The sequence below is a fragment of the Rhodobacteraceae bacterium LMO-JJ12 genome (assembly GCA_021555075.1).
Classification (GTDB): Bacteria; Pseudomonadota; Alphaproteobacteria; order Rhodobacterales; family Rhodobacteraceae; genus JAKGBX01.
This window is the reverse complement of the sequence record JAKGBX010000004.1, coordinates 124,285-140,757: the sequence shown is the minus strand read 5'-3', so window position 1 is coordinate 140,757 and position 16,473 is coordinate 124,285. Positions and strand designations below refer to the sequence as shown.

General features: G+C 60.5%; 15 protein-coding genes. 11 read left to right on the top strand and 4 right to left on the bottom strand.

Annotation, left to right across the window (positions count from 1 at the left end):
- Position 1 precedes the first annotated feature (1 nt).
- The 7 genes from LZG00_19475 to LZG00_19445 are packed head-to-tail and all read left to right on the top strand — an operon-like array spanning position 2 to position 8,097.
- Positions 2-787: an enoyl-CoA hydratase-related protein gene (locus LZG00_19475; protein MCF3596170.1), complete on the top strand. Its 786-nt coding sequence runs from the start codon at positions 2-4 to the stop codon at positions 785-787.
- A gap of 22 nt (positions 788-809) precedes the next feature.
- Positions 810-2,177 (top strand): DUF1446 domain-containing protein, encoded by a 1,368-nt coding sequence (locus LZG00_19470; GenBank protein ID MCF3596169.1) that lies wholly within the window; start codon positions 810-812, stop codon positions 2,175-2,177.
- A 5-nt stretch (positions 2,178-2,182) separates the two neighbouring features.
- Positions 2,183-2,503 carry a hypothetical protein gene (locus LZG00_19465; GenBank protein ID MCF3596168.1) on the top strand — a complete coding sequence of 107 codons (321 nt, stop codon included), beginning with the start codon at positions 2,183-2,185 and terminating at the stop codon, positions 2,501-2,503.
- On the top strand, positions 2,500-4,086 hold the full coding sequence (locus LZG00_19460) for a methylcrotonoyl-CoA carboxylase (protein MCF3596167.1): 1,587 nt from the start codon (positions 2,500-2,502) through the stop codon (positions 4,084-4,086). The genes LZG00_19465 and LZG00_19460 overlap by 4 nt, the downstream gene beginning before the upstream one ends.
- 2 nt (positions 4,087-4,088) lie before the next feature.
- Positions 4,089-6,077 (top strand): ATP-grasp domain-containing protein, encoded by a 1,989-nt coding sequence (locus LZG00_19455; protein MCF3596166.1) that lies wholly within the window; start codon positions 4,089-4,091, stop codon positions 6,075-6,077.
- A gap of 13 nt (positions 6,078-6,090) precedes the next feature.
- Positions 6,091-7,248, top strand: a complete 1,158-nt coding sequence (locus LZG00_19450; GenBank protein ID MCF3596165.1) for an NADH:flavin oxidoreductase/NADH oxidase — start codon at positions 6,091-6,093, stop codon at positions 7,246-7,248.
- Between the two features lie 39 nt (positions 7,249-7,287).
- Positions 7,288-8,097 (top strand): DUF169 domain-containing protein, encoded by an 810-nt coding sequence (locus LZG00_19445; GenBank protein ID MCF3596164.1) that lies wholly within the window; start codon positions 7,288-7,290, stop codon positions 8,095-8,097.
- Between the two features lie 350 nt (positions 8,098-8,447).
- Here the strand turns inward: LZG00_19445 and LZG00_19440 are convergent, their stop codons facing one another.
- Positions 8,448-9,188 carry an Asp/Glu racemase gene (locus tag LZG00_19440; GenBank protein ID MCF3596163.1) on the bottom strand — a complete coding sequence of 247 codons (741 nt, stop codon included), beginning with the start codon at positions 9,186-9,188 and terminating at the stop codon, positions 8,448-8,450.
- Between the two features lie 115 nt (positions 9,189-9,303).
- On the opposite strand from LZG00_19440, the gene LZG00_19435 reads away from it, so the two are divergent.
- A complete protein-coding gene (locus LZG00_19435) occupies positions 9,304-10,467 on the top strand; it encodes a cytochrome P450 (protein MCF3596162.1) in 1,164 nt (387 codons plus the stop codon).
- 37 nt (positions 10,468-10,504) lie between these two features.
- Positions 10,505-11,185 carry a M48 family metallopeptidase gene (locus LZG00_19430; protein ID MCF3596161.1) on the top strand — a complete coding sequence of 227 codons (681 nt, stop codon included), beginning with the start codon at positions 10,505-10,507 and terminating at the stop codon, positions 11,183-11,185.
- A gap of 90 nt (positions 11,186-11,275) precedes the next feature.
- Here the strand turns inward: LZG00_19430 and LZG00_19425 are convergent, their stop codons facing one another.
- Genes LZG00_19425 through LZG00_19415 form a run of 3 tightly spaced genes read right to left on the bottom strand, consistent with a single transcriptional unit; the run spans position 11,276 to position 13,749 of the window.
- Positions 11,276-11,827: a PIN domain-containing protein gene (locus tag LZG00_19425; GenBank protein MCF3596160.1), complete on the bottom strand. Its 552-nt coding sequence runs from the start codon at positions 11,825-11,827 to the stop codon at positions 11,276-11,278.
- Positions 11,824-13,020 carry a class I SAM-dependent rRNA methyltransferase gene (locus LZG00_19420; protein ID MCF3596159.1) on the bottom strand — a complete coding sequence of 399 codons (1,197 nt, stop codon included), beginning with the start codon at positions 13,018-13,020 and terminating at the stop codon, positions 11,824-11,826. The genes LZG00_19425 and LZG00_19420 overlap by 4 nt, the downstream gene beginning before the upstream one ends.
- Positions 13,021-13,062: 42 nt before the next feature.
- Positions 13,063-13,749, bottom strand: a complete 687-nt coding sequence (locus tag LZG00_19415) for a hypothetical protein (protein ID MCF3596158.1) — start codon at positions 13,747-13,749, stop codon at positions 13,063-13,065.
- Positions 13,750-13,988: 239 nt separating this feature from the next.
- On the opposite strand from LZG00_19415, the gene edd reads away from it, so the two are divergent.
- Entirely contained in the window at positions 13,989-15,815 is a 1,827-nt protein-coding gene (gene edd, locus LZG00_19410) for a phosphogluconate dehydratase (protein MCF3596157.1), read from the top strand.
- Positions 15,812-16,456, top strand: a complete 645-nt coding sequence (gene eda, locus LZG00_19405; protein MCF3596156.1) for a bifunctional 4-hydroxy-2-oxoglutarate aldolase/2-dehydro-3-deoxy-phosphogluconate aldolase — start codon at positions 15,812-15,814, stop codon at positions 16,454-16,456. The genes edd and eda overlap by 4 nt, the downstream gene beginning before the upstream one ends.
- Positions 16,457-16,473 lie beyond the last annotated feature (17 nt).

Genomic DNA, 16,473 nt, shown 5'->3' with positions numbered 1-16,473 from the left:
CATGACCACACCGGATGTCCTTGTTTCAAAAGACGATAGTATCGCAACAATCACGTTGAACCGCCCGGATAAGCGCAATGCGCAAGGCACGGAGTTTACACCCAACCTGATGGCGGCCCTTGATGAAGTCGAGGCCGACCCGGAAGTCCGGGTTGCTATCCTGACCGGAAATGGGCCGGTCTTTGGCGGTGGTGGAGATCTCAATGAAATCATGAGCACGCAGGAGACCGATCCCGAATGGGAATTCGAACTCGTGCTCGGCTATAACCGGCTGATCTCGCGTATCTATCATTTTGACCGACCGATCATCGCGGCGGTGAATGGCCCTGCAGTGGGGGGCGGCGCCTGCCTTGCTCTTGCATGTGATTTTTCAATCGCCAGCGAGACAGCAGCCTATCATTTTGCCTTTTCGCGGATCGGGCTTTCCGCGGCAGATATGGGTGCGCCGACATTACTGTTGCGTGCGCTTGGGGCGGCGCGGGCGCACTATTACCTGCTGACAGGCGGTGTGATTGACGCCGAACTCGGGCGCGAGTTGGGCCTGTTCGTCGATGTGGTGCCGCCCAACGAACTGATGAATGCCGCCAATCGGGCTGCTGGATCAATCGCGCGTCAATCTCGCCGGGGCAGTACCATCACCAAAACGGCACTGCGGCGTGGTGCCGAAACGCCTTTCGATGCGAGCCTGGAGTATGAGGCCTATCTACAGAGTTTTGCCTTCCGCAGTCAGGAGCACAAAACGCGACTAGGGCAGTTTCTTGAAAAATCACACGCCAGCCGTGGATAGCCTGTAAGACTGAGAGGTAAAGATGAAAGACGTAATACGCTTAGGTTCCGGGTCAGGTTTCTGGGGAGATGCCATTGATCCGGCAGAGGAAAGCCTGCGCAAGGGCAAGCTGGACTATCTCTGCATGGACTATCTTGCGGAACTGACCATGGCGCTCTTGCAGCGCATGAAGCTGAAAAACCCCGAGGCCGGCTATATTCCCGATCTGATTGACCACATGCGCACGCTTTTGCCGCTGGCGCGTAAATCCGGCACGCGCATCATCTGCAATGGTGGTGGTGTAAATCCACGCGCGGCGGGAGAACAGCTACGGGTACTTGCCAACGAACTCGGCCTCTCCGGCCTGCGCATCGCTGTGGTCGAGGGCGACGACATGGTCGACAGGATGGATCAGCTCGTCGAGGCCGGAGAGACATTGGAGAACATGGAAACTGGCGAGAACGGCTTTAACGAGCTGCGCGAGCGGGTTGTGGCTGCCAATGTCTATACTGACAGCTCGGGTATTCGCCAGGCACTTGCCGAAGGTGCGGATGTTGTCGTGACCGGACGTGTTTCCGACAACGCGCTCTACGTCGGGCCGATTATGCACGAATTCGGCTGGAGCCATGATGCAGACCATGCCGATCTGATCGGGTCGGCAATCACAGCAGGCCATATCGTTGAATGCGCTTCGGCGTGCAGCGGCGGGATGTCTTCATGCTTTGACGAGATGCCGCAGATGGGCATGGTAGGGTTTCCCATCGTCGAGTTTTCGCGCGACGGGTCATTCGTGGTGACCAAGCCTGAAGCGACGGGTGGAAAGGTGAACAGTTTCACCGTCAAGGAACACCTTGTCTATGAAATCGCGGATCCTGCGAATTATATCATGCCCGACGGCATCGCCGATTTCACCTCCCTGACACTAGAGGATTTGGGAAACGACCGAGTACGCGTCAGTGGCGTGCGCGGCAAGGGTGTTCCCGACCGGCTGAAGCTGGTGGTTGGCTATCAGGATGGCTGGATCGGAGAGGGAACGGTGATGTTTCCCTGGCCGCGTGCCTATGAGCGTGCCGTGAAGGCCCGCCAAACTCTGACCGAGCGGTTTGAGCGTCTCGGACTTGTGGCCGACGACATATTGTTCAGTTTTGTAGGGCTTGACACCCTGCATGGCCCGGCGGCCAAGAATACCGAAATTCCTGATCTGAACGAAATCGGTCTGCGCGTCGCGGCCAAAACCCGTTCGCGAAGCGAAGCCGACAAGATCCGCCGCGCTTGTACCCAGCTTTGGATCATGGGGCCGGGCGGATCGGCGTTTGGAACACCATCCAAGCCGCGCCCGGTGGTGGCCGTCTGGCCGACATTGATCGACCCTGCCGCTGTCACTCAAACCGTTACCCATTTGGAGGTCTGATACTCATGAGCAGAATTTTGGCCGACATTGCCTATGTCCGTTCTGGCGACAAAGGCGACACCGTAACCATCGGAGTTATCGCGCGTAGCCCCGATGATTACCCGCGCATCAAACGCAGTGTAACCGTAGATAAGGTACGTGATCTCTTTGGCGACTGGGTGAAGGGGCCCGTTACCATCTATGAGATGGACAATATCGAATCCGTTGTCGTCTACATGGAAGCCGCGCTGGGCGGCGGTGCGACGCGTACCTTGCGGTTGGATCAGACCGGCAAGGCCCTCGGTAACGCTATCCTGCGCTTGCCCGTGGACAAAGACAACGCATGAGCGTGCTTCGATCAGACATAAACCCCGGCTCTGAGGCATTTCGCAACAACCAGGCAGCCTTTGAATTGCAACTTGAGGCCGTTGAGACCGCGCGTCAGGCAATCCTGTCTGGCTCGGGCAAGACGAAGCCCGACAAGCTGCCTGTGCGTGTTCGGATAAACCGGCTACTCGACCCCGGTTCGCCGTTTGTAGAGGTGGGTCAGTTTGGCGCCCATGACATGTATGGTGGTGCGGTCTACTCTGGTGGGATTGTGACCGGCATCGGCATGGTAAGCGGACGGCTGGCAATGGTCGTTGCCAATGATGGCAGCGTTAAGGGCGGAACCTATTATCCAATCACCATTCGCAAGCATATCCGCGCCCAACAGATCGCCCGTGAGAACGGACTGCCTTGCATCTATCTGGTCGATTCCGGCGGCGCGTTCCTGCCGCTTCAAGACGAAATCTTTCCTGACGAGAACCAGTTTGGCACGATTTTTCGGAACATCGCGGAAATGTCTGCGCTCGGCCTGCCGCAAATCGCCGCCGTGATGGGGTCGTGCACTGCTGGCGGGGCCTATATTCCGGCAATGTGCGATGAAACCGTGATTGTGCGCGGCACCGGAACGATCTTTCTTGGTGGACCGCAACTCGTGCAGGCAGCCACAGGCGTTAAAATTGACGCCGAGTCGTTGGGCGGTGCCGATCTGCACACAACACAAAGTGCTGTGGCAGACCATCTGGCGCGCGACGATGAACATGCTTTGCGTCTGGTGCGTGATATCATGGCACGCAGCCCGGGGGCGTCTCCCGTCGCTCCTCCTCTCCCTCCTGAGGAGCCGCTCTATGACCCGGCGGAACTGCCAGGCTTGATCAGCGCCAACCCGCGTGAACCGATCCGTCCACGCGAAATTCTAGCGCGGCTGCTCGATGGCAGTCGGTTTGACGAATATCGTGCCCGTTGGGGAACGACGATCCTCTGTGGCACCGGCGCAATTGGTGGCTTTCCTGTGGGCGTGCTCATCAATGATGGCGTGTTGTTTTCCGAAAGTGCACAGAAAGCCGCGAATTTCATAGAAATATGCTGTCAGCGCAATATCCCGCTCGTCTTTCTCCACAATATCAGCGGCTTTATGGTTGGGCAGGAATATGAAGCGGACGGCATTGCGCGTCACGGGGCCAAGATGGTGAATGCCGTCTCTTGCGCTGCGGTGCCAAAATTCAGCGTTCTGATCGGCGGCAGCTACGGTGCCGGCAATTTTGCCATGTGCGGGCGTGCCTTCGGACCGCGCATGATGGCGATGTGGCCGAATGCTCGCACCTCGGTCATGGGGGGTGAACAGGCGGCCACCGTATTGGCGTTGGTGCGCGAGGCGCAGCTCAACAAACAAGGCGAAGAGTTCGATTCCGAGGCGCAGACAGCCTTCAAGGAACCGATCCTCAAGCGCTATGAGGAAGTTAGCCAACCGCTCCATGCTGCTGCTCGGATGTGGGTGGACGCCATTATCACGCCACAGCAAACCCGTGACTGGCTTGGCCTGGGGTTGTCTATGGCGGCTGGCGGCCCAAGCAAGGAAACGCGCTTTGGGGTGTTCAGAATATGAAGATGTTTTCACGTATCCTTATCGCCAACCGCGGCGAAATCGCCTGTCGGATCGCACGCACCTGTCGGCGGCTCGGAATCGAATATGTCGCTGTCTATTCTGAGGCAGATGCTGGCGCGCTGCATCTTGAAGGTGCCGCCGAGACGGTCTGTATCGGTGCCGGACCGTCAAGCGAAAGCTATCTTGATATGGCCCGACTGATAGTCGTCGCCACGGCGACCGGCTGTCAGGCGGTGCATCCTGGCTATGGGTTCCTGTCCGAAAATGCCAGCTTTGCCAGCGCCGTTGAGCAAGCGGGATTGGTTTTCATCGGCCCTCGGCCCGAAACAATCGAGGCGATGGGTGATAAGGCCCGTTCAAAAGCGATGATGCGCGCCGCCGGTGTGCCGGTAGTGCCCGGTAGCGACGTGGCCAGCGACGATCCCGCCCGCCTTGTCGAGCTTGCCAGTGAGGCCGGGTTTCCGGTGTTACTCAAACCAACCGGCGGCGGCGGCGGAAAAGGGATGGTTGTTGTAGACGACCCAACCGACCTGAAAACAGCCGCAGAAGCAACCATCCGGCAGGCCAAGGCAAGTTTCGGCGATGGCCGGCTTTTGGTTGAACGGTTTATTACCGCTCCGCGTCACATTGAGGTTCAGGTCTTCGGAGACAGCAGCGGCAATGTTGTTCACCTGTTTGAGCGCGAATGTTCACTGCAACGACGTCATCAAAAAGTGATTGAGGAAGCGCCTGCAACCAATTTGCCCCACGCTACCCGTATCGCAATGCGCGAGGCGGCAGTGAAGGGCGCAGCGGCGCTCGGGTATCGCAATGCGGGAACGTTTGAATTCATATTCAGCCCCGATAGCAGCGAGTTCTTCTTTCTTGAAGTGAATACGCGGCTTCAGGTTGAGCATCCAGTGACCGAGGCAATCACCGGTCTCGATCTGGTTGAATGGCAATTGCGCGTGGCGGCTGGTGATAATCTCCCGTTGCCTCAGGATGCGATTGTCGCGCGTGGTCATGCAATGGAAGCGCGTATCTGCGCAGAAGACCCCTTGCTTGATTTCCGCCCCGCCCCTGGACGTATCACGCACGCGGGCTGGCCCGCTAGCGCACGGGTGGACACCGGTGTGCAATCAGGCGGTAACGTCCCGGTATTCTACGATCCTATGATTGCCAAAATCATCGTCCACGAACCAGATCGTGAAACGGCACGCAGATCGCTACACAAGACACTCCTTGAAACGCAAGTCGCTGGTGTCACCACAAACATTGGTTTTTTGGCTACGCTTTTGACCAATCCGGCAGTAATCGCAGGTACCGCTGATACGGGTTTGATCGCCAATAATCTCGACGCGCTTGTCGCAGACGCTCCCGATGAAGAAGCCGCAGCAGTTGCTGGCGCCATGCAACTTGTGCGCCCGCAATTTTCTGATGCATGCGCCTCTCCCTGGTTCGGACAGCATGGCCGTGGCGGGTTTGATCGCCAGGCGCTTGCTGCCGATGCGCCAATGGGCAGTGTTGTTATCTTGCAAAACGAAGCCCCTCTTACCGTCCATGTGATCGCGCGCAGCGGTGATCTGGCACACCTAGCCATCGGCGACAGGACTTTTCACGTCGAGATTGCAAAGGCCGGGTCTCCCAATAGGCCCTGGACAGGCACAATCGACAACCGAAGCTGGACGGCAATCGCCACTTCCGACGGTTTTGAAACCCAGATCGACGGTTGGCGTAACTTACTTGCACGGCCCAATATCGAAGACGACCTGCTTGATGGTGGGGCCGGAAAGGCGGTGGCTCCTTTGCCCGGTGTGGTCTCAGCGGTGTTGGTTGAAGCCGGCGCACGGGTCACACGCGGGCAGGTGTTGACCATCGTTGAGGCGATGAAAATGGAAAACCCCGTTCTTGCCCTCACTGACGGTGTGGTTGACGAGGTGCTTTGCGCGCCAGGTGATACGGTATCATCAGGACAGGCTCTGGTCCGGGTCACCCCCGATCCTTCGGAATGAAAGGGCGCGTTTCATGACATCCGCTTCCCCTCCCCTTCTTTTTACCCCGCTGCGATTGCGTGAGGTCGAATTTCCCAACCGCATCGCGATTTCTCCAATGTGCCAGTACTGCGCCACAGATGGGATGGCCGATGACTGGCACCTTGTGCATCTGGGTCGTTTTGCCATCGGTGGCGCAGGTCTCGTGATGGTCGAGGCCACGGCAGTTGAAGAACGCGGACGGATCTGCCACGGCGATCTCGGGCTTTACCGTGATGAGCAAATAGCACCATTGCGACGAATCTCCGATTTTCTGCGTAGCAATGGATCCGTTCCCGGCATTCAGATTGCGCACGCCGGACGCAAGGCGAGCATGCAGCGCGCCTGGCGTGGAAATGGCCCGCTTGGGCCAGAAGACCATGCGCGAGGTGAATTGCCATGGCGGGTGATTGCGCCCAGCCCCATTCCCGGTAACGAAGGTTGGCTATTGCCGGACGAGATGACACAGCAGGATATTGCTGCGCAGATTGAAGCTTGGTGCGCGGCGGCCGAGCGCGCCGAACGTGCAGGTTTCGACGTGCTCGAATTACATCTTGCACATGGCTATTTGCTACATTCCTTTCTCTCGCCACTTTCCAATACTCGCGAGGATGAATGGGGGGGCAGTTTCGAAAACCGCTGTCGCCTGCCTCTGGAAATCGTGCGCGCCGTTCGCGCCGTGTGGCCCGCCAACAAGCCCCTGTTTGTGCGCATTTCCGCGGTAGACGGGATGGAAGGCGGTTGGGAGTTGGACGATTCATTGCGACTTGCCGATATGCTTCGCGAAGCCGGAACCGATCTCGTAGATTGCTCGTCCGGCGGGTTGGCAGCTTCGGCCACCGCGCCAGGCGCAAAGAATTTGCCACGAAGTGCCGGGTTTCAGGTTCCTTATGCCGCAGCCATTCGGCGTCATACTGGTTTGCCAGTCATGGCGGTCGGGCTAATCTTGACACCGGAACAAGCCGAAGCAGTGCTTGCTGCAGGCGACGCCGACATGATTGCGATTGGTCGGGGTGCGCTGAACGATCCGAATTGGCCTGAACATGCCCGCCAGATTCTCGACCCTGATCAAGCCGGGCACAACATACCGCCACAGGTCGGCTGGTGGCTCATTCGTTGGCTGAAACAACTTCGCTCGCTCGGCCTGTCGTGACCACTGCGCATTATGAAATCTGAAAGAAAGCCCTGCAACATGGAACCCAATACGACCACTGAAACCATCGACGCGTCGATGCTCACCAAGGCCACGGCCGAACTGACGGATCTGCTCAAATTGCGCACGCTTCCAATTGGCCTGAAGCTGTTTGAGGATGTGGACGAGATGATGCGCATCAAGGGCATCCGGACCCCACGCGACGGAAAGCGTTTCTCAACCTGCCAGCTCGTTACCCAGTCGCGCTACAACGGCACTACACTTGGTATTGTGCACGATAATCTTCTCCCCAACTCCAACTGTGGCGGGGTCGTCGGACTTAACGTTCCAGGTGAGAACTATCTCAGTGGTGAAAAGATGGACGGAGTCTGGTTCGATAACAGAGAAGCTTCTCGCGCGCATCAGGCGCAGATGCCGCGTGTTCCGGCCGGTCGGTATAGTGGTCTGGCGGCGTCACCGCTGCGCAATGCTCGGCTTGATCCTCCTGACATCTGCATGTTCTACGCCACTCCCGGCCAGATGATCCTGTTCGTCAACGGCTTGCAGCGGAAAACCTACAAGCGGTACGATTTCTCGATCACGGGTGAAAGTGCCTGCGCCGATAGTTGGGGACGTGCGCTCGCGACAAGGGAAACCAGCATCTCGATTCCCTGTTATGCCGAAAGACGCTTCGGCGGCGTCGCTGATGACGAGCTGTTGATTGCAATGCCACCAGACGAATTCCTGAGCGGTATAGACGGTTTGAAAGGGCTTCATAAAGCGGGTTTGCGCTATCCGATCATCCCATACAGCGTTGCGGTCGACCCGGCTGAAGGTCTTTCTGCCAGTTACGGAGCACAAAAGCGCTGAGCGGAAAACGAACGTGGTTTTTTTGGGCTGCGGCCTGCTAATTCTGTTCCCGCTCTAAAGGTGGTGGCTTGTCATGCACGAAACCTGTCGCCCAAATGGGGGTGGAATGCGTGGGGCGTAGCCCGATAACAGAGGTGCCTTTGTGATACGGCCGCCTTCGCGTCTCGTGCCGACGGTTAGCCAACTGCAACCCTTGCAACAGCGCCGTCACCTTTCGGTCGCCATAGCGGCCGTATTGTTTGGCCAATCGCATCATCGCCAGACGCAAGGCACAATCATTCATGGACTTCGCTTGAGACCGCAGGCTTGAACGCTCCTGTCTGCGCAACCTGCGCAAACGTCCGATTTTTTCAGAACCGTTCAAACAGCCGTGTCCGTGTCCACCCCTGCGCATCTACCTCCACCAGCCGTAGCAGATGCCAGACCAGCGCGAGATTGGACGAAACCACAGGAATCCCGAGGTCCGCCTCCGCCGTTTGCAGAATGCCCAGCGTTCGCAGGTTCGTGCAACTTACGAAAACCGCTTCACAGCCCTCTGTGCGTCCCAATGTCTTGATGGCGTTCAATGTGTCCGCTTCGCAGATCCGTGCCACCGTCCAGTCATCACTCTGCTGAAAGCTCGCCTGAGCAAGCACGTCTATCCCGCCCTGCGCGAGCGCATTGATCAGTGGCGCGTTCACGCTTTCCACATAGGGTGTCAGCAATGCAATCCTGCGCACCTCCAACGCCGCGAGCGCTGCCAAAACCGCGCTAAGCGGATCGCTGACCGCCGCCGTGTCCTGTGTTTGAGCGATCAGCGCCGCGACCCGCTCGGGTCCGATCACCGTGGCCCCCGAGGTACAGCCATAGCCAACCGCGTCCAGCCCTTTGGGCAACAGCGCCGCAGTCGCGCTCATATGGGCCTCCATGGTTCTCAGCGCCTCGGGCGTCACATCCGCCTCAGCCGGGATGCGCGCATGCAACAGGCTCACAGGCCTGCGCGCCAGTATCTTGCGCGCTTCATCCTCCAGCGTTTCATCCGTCGACAAGACAATCAGACCCAACCGCCCCAGCACGCCGGACCCTTCGTCCAGTTGAAAACTCAACCCCATGTCGCCCCCCTTCCCCTTCAATCTGGCATGAAACACCCGCATCGCAAAGCCAGCCCTTGCAGCCGCCGCGTTTTCGCGCAGACTTCCACCAGACCACCAAGGGAAAGGAAGCCCAATGTCCGACGCCCCCGTCACCAACATCGACCCGGTCGCCTTTGCCGCCGATCCCTACCCGTTTCTGGCAACCATGCGCGCCACAGCGCCGGTCACCTTCGTGCCTGAACTCGGTGCCACGCTCTTTACCCGTCGCGATGACATTTTTGAGCAGGAAAAACGCGTCGAGGTCTTTTCCTCGCATCAGCCCGACGGCCTGATGACAATCCTGATGGGCGAAAACATGATGCGCAAGGATGGCCCGGCCCACGCCGTTGAACGCAAAGCCCTGTTTCCCAGCCTCTCGCCCAGAACCGCGCGCGACCATTGGGCGCCGCAGTTTCGCGACAAAGCCGAAGACATTCTCGCAGAACTCGCTCCCAAGGGCGCCTGCGATCTGGTGCGCGACTATGCCATGCCGGTCTCGGCCGAAGCGCTCAAGCTGGTCACCGGCCTCACCAACATGCCTGCAAGTGAACTTGACCGTGTCAGCCAGGGCATGATCGACGGCTGCTCAAATTACACCGGCAACGCCCAGATCGAGGCCAATTGCCACGATTGCACCGCCTCGATCGACGCCCATATCACCGAAATGATGCCGCTCCTCGCCCAATCGCCCAACCAATCGGCCCTCTCGGTGCAAATGCAGGCCGGGCTTGATGACGCCGCTATCCGTGCCAACATCAAACTGATCATATCGGGTGGTCAAAACGAGCCGCGCGATGCCATCGCCGGGGCAGCTTGGGCGCTGCTCACCCATCCCACCCAACTCGCTCTGATCCATCAGGGCCAAGCCACATATGCCCAAGCGTTTGAAGAATATACCCGCTGGATTTCTCCCATCGGCATGTCACCGCGCCGGATCGCACGCCCCGACACCAATTGTGGCGTCACCTTCGCACCAGACGACCGGGTCTTTTTCATGTTCTCCTCCGCCGGGCGCGACGAAACCTATTTCGATGCCCCCGACCAATTTGACATCACCCGCAACACCGCCGCCGCGATTCCCTTTGGCGCGGGTCCGCATTTTTGCGGTGGGGCCGCCATTGCGCGCACCCTCATTGCCGATATCGCCTTGCCGCTGCTGTTTGCGCATCTGCCAAACCTACGCCTCACCGACAGTGCCCGCTTTCACGGCTGGGCCTTTCGCGGCCCGCTTTCAATGCCTGTTGCCTGGACGGTCTAGCCTTGCCCCCGCGCACGCCCTGCCCCATATCTCTGATATGTTGCGTTTCACACCCATCCTTCTGGCGATTATCTATGGAATCGTCCTCTATCGGTTCTCCGCCTGGCGCACCGCGCGCGAACTTGACGAGAAATCGAGCGAGCTTGCCGATCCCTCGCTAAAACCGCTGTTTGATCGCATGGCCGCCGCGCTCGACCTGCCGCGCATACGTGTGCATCTCTACGAGGTCGCCCCGGTCAACGGCCTCGCCGCCCCCGATGGGCGCATCTTCCTGACCCGTGGTTTTTACGAAAAATACCGCGCGGGCGAAGTCACTGGCGAAGAGCTCGCCTCGGTCATCGCGCATGAACTCGGCCATGTCGCCTTGGGCCATTCGCGCCGCCGGATGATCGACTTCTCAGGCCAGAACGCCATTCGCACGGCGCTGATGATGGTGCTGGGCCGCTTCATTCCGGGCGTCGGCCCCTATCTTGCCGGTCTGATCACCTCGCTCGTCGCCGCGCGCCTGTCGCGCTCGGACGAATACGAGGCCGATGAATACGCCTCTGCCCTCCTTACCAAGGCCGGCATCGGCACTGCCCCGCAAAAGTCCCTCTTTACCAAACTCGAAGCGCTCACCCAGTCCAACAGCGGCAGCGCCCCCGCCTGGCTCCTGTCACACCCCAAAACGCGCGAACGCATCAAGGCCATAGAAACCCACGAGAAAAAGTGGTCCTGATCCGCTTCATCTTGCCAAAAATATTCCGGGGTGAGGGCGCAAAATCTATGATTTTGAGACCGAGGGGCAGCGCCCCTGCAATCCCCTAGCTCAATCCAGACGCGCGCTTACAGCCTTGCCCAAACGGGGCAGCCGCGCCTTTTTCATCAACCCGCGCGCGCTCCACGCCTCCTGCGAAAGCCGCCGGGCCTCCTGCAAGACACGACGTACCACATCCTCGACCGCCGCCCGATCCGCCTGCCAAAACCCGAGCAGGAACGCATCCGGATCGGCCCGGCTCAGTCCCTCTTCGGCCAACACCCCACGGGGAAAATCCTTGGCATTCAGCGTCACGATCACATCCGCTGACCCCGCCACAGCCGCCGCCAGAACATGAACATCCGCAGGATCAGGCAGCCACAACCGCGCCTCCAGCGATGGCGCCCAGGCGACCCGCGCCGCAGGCCATGCGACCGACAACACCGCCGCCTCGCCGCGCGCCAGCGCCTCGCCCTCGGGGCCAAGCTTGGCCGCCGCGCGCGCCCATTCCTCCAGAATACGCTCTGACCACAAGGGCGCAAACGCCCCCGTTTCCGCCACGCCCAGAAGAACTTCGCGCATCACCGTCGGGTAAAGAACGCAGGTATCCAGAACCGCTCTCACAGCCGGAAAAACAACGCCTTGAGATAGCCGCTCTCGGCCAATTGTGAATGCATCGGATGATCCGGCCCGGCAAAACCGGTGTGAATCAGCGCGCTGCTGCGCCCCGCCCGGCCAATCCCCCGGATCGACGCCGCCCTGAACCGCTCAAGATCAGCGGCATGCGAGCACGAACACAGCACCAATATGCCGCCCTCCGCGACCAACGTCGCCGCCATCCGCGCCGCTTTCTCATAGGCACGCAACCCCGGCTCCAACGCCTGTTTGCTTGGCGCAAACGCGGGCGGATCCGAAATCACCATGTCAAACTTTGCGCCCTCATCGGCCAGCGCCGTCATCACCTCGAAGGCATCGCCCTTGCGGGTGGCAAACCGCTCGGCGCATCCCATTCGCGCCGCGCCCTCCTGCGCCAGCGTCAGTGCCGGAGCCGAGCCATCTACCGCCAGCGCGCTCTCGGCCCCTCCCGCCAGACAGGCCAACCCGAAGCCGCCCACATGGCTGAACACGTCCAATACCTTCGCGCCCTTTGCCATGCGCGCCGCGAATGCATGGTTTTCACGCTGATCGAAATAGAGCCCGGTTTTCTGCCCGCCCATCAGATCGGCCAGATAACTCGCACCGTTCATCTCCACGGCCACAGGCGCCTCGGGTGCGTCGCCCAGCAAAACTGCCTGCCCCTCGTCAAGCCCCTCAAGCCCCCGCGCGCGCCCACTGGCGTTCTTCAAAATGCAGGTGACCCCCGTCACCTCGCCCAGCGCCGCACAGAGATCGTCCAACATCATCTCGGCCCACGCCGCATTCGGTTGAACCACCGCAACATCGCCGAACCGGTCAATCACCACACCGGGCAGGCCATCGCCCTCGGCATGGATCAGGCGGTAATAGGGCGTCGCGTAAATCTTCTCGCGCAGGTCCAGCGCCCGGCGCAGCTTGGCTGCGATCCAGGCGCGATCAATCACCGCGGCGGGGTCGGCGTCCAGCACCCGGCAGAAAATCTTGGAACTCGGGTTGACCGCCACAACCCCCAGATCGCGCCGCTCGGCGTCCTGCAACAGGGCAATCGCGCCGGGAGACAGCGCCTTGGTGCGCCGGTCGCTCACCATATCATTGGCAAAGACCCAGGGCGCCCCATGGCGCAGCCTGCGCGCATCGGCTTTCGGTTTCAGACGGACAACGGGATAAGGGGACAGCTGCATGGCCGTCCCCTTACATGTTTCATGAAGCCTGTGGAAGAGGGCTTAGAACAGCCCGGTCGTCCGGTCGCCCGACTTGAGCGGCGCCGCCGTGGCATTCCTTGTCACCGTATCTGTCGCCATGCTGCGAACCGGCGCCCCGGTGATCCCCAACTCTTGCTGGAAAACCGCCGTCAACTGGTTGTTGATCCGAACCCGCTGGGTGATCCCGTTGCGTTCCGCCGCAATCGCGCGCGCCCCGCCAAAGGCCTTGAACGTCGCGTCGATCTCGCGCGGCGCGGCCACCGGGCGGCGTGTTTCAGGGTCAAGGAAGTTCATCACGAACATGATTTCATGGCGTCCGCCCACTGTATAACGGGCCTTCTCGGTCAGCGCATGAAAGCGCTTCACTTCCACATCGACAATCACAGGCATCGCGCCATTGGCACCCTTCGTGCCCTGGACCAGGCTGTCTTCAAAGATCCGCTTGACCTGCGCCCGGCGGTCGCCCAATGCCTCGCCGCGCCACACAATATCTCCCGAGGGGTAATAGCTGTTGGCTTCCGACGGTTTCAGCGCTTGCGGCACGCGGACCTCGAACCCTTCGACCTTCATCGACGGTGCTGCGATAGTCGTCGCCGCCGCCTCTGTGCTCGCTTCAAACGGTGCGTTGCGCGATGCAACATCCATGCTGGCACAGCCCGAAACGGCCGTTCCCAATGCGATCAGTGCTACCATACGAACATATTTCATGCTCAATCTCCTCGGGCCTACTGCCCATTTTTCGCTCGCTTTCGAGGATCGGTTCCAATTGAGACCAATTTTGGGCAGACCTGCGGAAATGGCGGGGTAATGCCATGGCAGCACAGTCATTCGCATCTACTTTGAGTCTTTCGTGCAACAGATCAGGCAGTTGTTAGCGCTAAATCTCTCTGGTAAGTCTCGCCAGACAAGGCAAACTGGCTCTCATCGACAGGAACGAGGCGTTAACCATGGCTCTCCACCCAACGGTTCAAAAAGTCACTGATCGCATCATCGCGCGTTCGCACGACGGGCGTGCGCGCTATCTCGACACAATTCGCGCCGCCGTCGAACAAGGCCCGGCACGCGGCCATCTCAGTTGCTCGAACCAGGCCCACGCCTATGCCGGTATGGCTGGCGATCAGGACCGGCTTGCTACCACTCAGGCGCCCAATCTCGGCATCGTCACCGCCTATAATGACATGCTCTCGGCGCATCAGCCCTTCGGCGCCTTCCCCGACCGCATCAAGGAAACCGCCCGCCGCCTCGGCGCCACGGCGCAGGTCGCGGGCGGCGTGCCTGCAATGTGCGATGGTGTCACCCAGGGTCAGGCCGGCATGGAACTGTCGCTGTTTTCGCGCGACGTAATCGCGCTGGCCGCCTCGGTGGCGCTTTCGCACAACACGTTTGACGCCGCCATCTTGCTGGGCACCTGTGACAAGATCGTGCCGGGCCTCGTCATGGCGGCGGGTGCCTTTGGTCATCTGCCGATCATCTTCCTTCCCGGCGGCCCGATGACCTCGGGCCTCTCGAATGATGACAAAGCCGAGGTGCGCCGCGAATTCGCCGCGGGCAAGATCGATCGTGCCGCCTTGATGGCCGCCGAAATGGCCGCCTATCATGGTCCCGGCACCTGTACCTTCTATGGCACCGCCAATTCCAACCAAATGCTGATGGAGATCATGGGCCTGCACTTGCCCGGCGCCGCCTTCGTCAACCCGAATACCGATCTGCGCCACGCGCTGACCGATGCGGGGGTTGAGACGATCCTGCGCCAAACCGCACTTGGCGATGATTTCCGCCCCGTCTCGGCCATTCTGGATGAACGCGCCTTCGTCAACGGCATCGTCGGGCTGATGGCCACGGGTGGCTCAACCAACCTCATGCTGCACTTGCCCGCCATGGCGCGCGCCTTCGGCATCCACCTCACGCTCGAAGATTTTGCCGAGCTGAGCGAAATCACACCCCTCTTGGCGCGCGTCTATCCCAACGGCCTCGCAGACGTGAACCATTTTCACGCCGCCGGCGGCCTTGGCTATGTCATTGCCCAGCTGATCGACGCGCGGCTGGTGCATGAAGACGTGCAAACCATCACCGGCACCGGCCTCGGCGCCTATACCAAGGAACCCCACTTCCCCGAAGGCGGCCCGCTCTCTTGGTCCCCCGGTGCCACGCACCCGGAAAACGACAGGATCCTGCGCCCCGCCTCCAACCCCTTCCAACCCACAGGCGGCCTCAAGCGTCTGCTTGGCAACCTTGGCGAAGGCATCATCAAGCTCTCCGCCGTCAAGCCCGAACATCATTTGATCGAGGCCCCCGCCCGCGTCTTTGAAACCCAACAAGCGGTGATCGACGCCTTCAAGGCGGGCACGCTCGATGGCGATGTCGTCGTGGTGCTGCGCTTTCATGGCCCGCGCGCCAATGGCATGCCCGAAGTCCACGGCCTCACCCCGACCCTCTCGGTGATGCAGGATCGCGGCCAAAAGGTCGCTCTGGTGACGGATGGGCGCATGTCCGGCGCGTCGGGCAAGGTTCCCGCCGCAATCCACCTTGCGCCGGAATCCGCGATGGGTGGCCCGCTTGCGCGGGTTGTGGATGGCGACATCATCCGCCTTGATGGGGCCGCTGGCAGCCTCGAAAACCTCTCGCAGGATTTTGCCAACCGCGCGCCAGCAATCCCCGATCTCACCGCGCTCCATTCCGGCACCGGCCGCGAATTGTTCGAACTGTTCCGCCGCAACGCCACCTCATCCACAACCGGCGCAAGCCCGCTTTTCTCGGACGAGGACGCGCCATGACCCCCGCCGCCACAAGCGCCGAAACCCTGCGTCTATGCCGCATCGCCCCGGTGATCCCGGTCATTGTGATCAACGATCCGGCCCATGCCGCCCCCCTCGCGCGCGCGTTGATCAAAGGCGGGTTGCCGGTGCTCGAAGTGACCCTTCGCACCGATGCCGCACTTGAGGCAATCGCGGCGATGGCCGAGGTGCGCGGCGGCATCGTCGGCGCGGGCACGGTGCTCAGCCCCCAAGACGTAAACGCCGCCAAAGCCGCAGGCGCGCGCTTCGCGGTCTCACCCGGCGCAACCGACACGCTGCTCGATACTTGCGAGGCCGAGAACTTGCCACTTCTTCCCGGCGCCACCACCGCAACCGAAGCAATGCGCCTGCTTGAACGCGGCTACAGCACCCAGAAATTCTTCCCCGCCGAAGCAATCGGCGGCGCGCCCGCGCTCAAGGCGATCGGCGCGCCCCTGCCCCAGATCACCTTCTGCCCGACAGGCGGCATCTCACCCGGCAATGTGGCTGACTACCTCGCTCTGAGCAATGTCGCCTGCGTTGGTGGAAGCTGGGTCTGCCGCAATGATCTGATCCTCGCCGGGGATTGGGACGCTATCGAGGCTATCGCGAAACAGGCCGCCGCCCTGCCGCGCACCTGACATCTCACCTTGGCCGT